The sequence below is a fragment of the Psychrobacter sp. 1U2 genome (assembly GCF_051847575.1).
In genome coordinates, this window is sequence record NZ_JBPYDC010000113.1 from 1 (window position 1) to 1,774 (window position 1,774).

Sequence of the window (1,774 nt, forward strand, 5' to 3'; positions counted from 1 at the left end):
CGCTGATAGCACGGTTGCTCTAGGGCACGACACCGAAGCGACAGAGACGGCTAAAGACTCTGTGGTCATTGGTAAAGGCTCAAAAGTATCAGGCGCCTCCTCTGTTGCCATCGGTGATAACGCTCAAGCCAACGGCACGCAGTCCATTAGTATCGGTACAGGTAACATCGTAAATGGCGATAACTCTGGTGCCTTTGGTGATCCAAGTACGATCAATGGTAATAACAGTTACTCAGTGGGTAATAACAATACGATTAACAGTGATGATACTTTCGTAATCGGTAACGGCATTACAGCAAACCAAAATGGCTCAGTAGTACTAGGTCTTGGCTCTGCAGCTACAACAGGTACTGGTATTGTAGGATTTGGCGCCGCTAGTAATGCCGCTATTGCTGCCACAACCAGCACTACAGGCGCAATTGCTGTAGGCGATGCGGCTAATGACGTATATCGTCAAGTCACTGGTGTTGCCGCTGGTACTGCAGACTCTGACGCCGTCAACGTCTCGCAGCTAAAAGCAGTCAGTGACGCACTTGGTGATAGCAATGCATCTCTCAATAATGCAGCGGTTCAGTATGACAAAAACCCAGATGATACGGTCAATAAAGGCAGCATCACGTTAGGTGGCGGTGCTGAAGGTACCACGATTACTAACGTAGCCAATGGGGTTCAAGCATCAGATGCTGTTAATAAAGGTCAGTTAGATAATCTTGGTAGCGGCGTCGCCGGCATTATCGGCGGCGATGCTAGCTATGATGCTGATGGCAACCTCACTGCTAATAACATCGGCGGTACTGGTCAAGGTAACATTAGTGACGCCATCGCTGCTGTTAACCAAGGCAACGCGCAGGCCAACGAAGATATCCAAGCCAATAACGAGCAGATCACAGACAATACTGGTCGTCTTGACGCAGGTATCAGCTTTGGCGCGGATAACGGTGACAATATCAGTCAGAGCATCGGCGGTAACAATGGCAGCATTCAATTTGAAGGCGGCAATAACATTACCACCAGTACTGCTAACGGTGATATTCAAATTGGCCTAGATGGCAACATCGAAGTCGACAGCGTCACTACTGGCAACACAGTGGTTAGTGACAATGGCGTCACGATCAAAGATGGTCCTAGCATGACAACTGAAGGCTTTAATGCCGCCAACACTGTCATCACTGGAGTTGAAGCTGGCAGAGTTGCAGCGGACAGTACTGATGCGGTTAACGGTGGTCAGCTACATGCTCTTGATAAAAAGCTTGGCGATAGCGTCAACGCCCTAGGCTACAGAATTGGTGAAGTCGAAGATGATGCCAATGCTGGTATCTCAGCGGCGATGGCAATGTCTTCATTGCCACAAGCGTATATCCCAGGTAAGTCGATGGTCGGCGGCGGTATCGCCTCGTACAATGGCGAAAGCGCAGTGGCCGTTGGTGTGTCTAAAGTGTCTGACAACGGTCGCTGGGTAATTAAAGTGAATGGTACAGCGGATACACAAGGGAATGCTGGCGGTGCCATTGGTGCAGGCTTCCATTTCTAGTACAAGCACCTTACCTCATGGCAGCGTTTGTCTATAGATAGCTTTTATAAATAGATAAACGTTGTCAAATGACACACAACATATATTAAGGAATGGATCATGAAAAAATCTGCTTACCGTTACGGCTTGTTAGCCACTACTGCTCTACTATTTGCTATGACTGGCTGTACCCAAAAAAACATAACGCCAACGTGGCATTTGACCCCTGGTGCTCAGCACGGCTCTGTTGATACCGATGACTTG

The 1,774-nt window shown here is 48.5% G+C and carries 1 pseudogene; it reads left to right on the plus strand.

The features are described from left to right. Nucleotides 1–1,468, plus strand: a pseudogene (locus ACS8FD_RS13620) (YadA family autotransporter adhesin); the annotation flags it as partial. Between the last annotated feature and the right edge of the window lie 306 nt (nucleotides 1,469–1,774).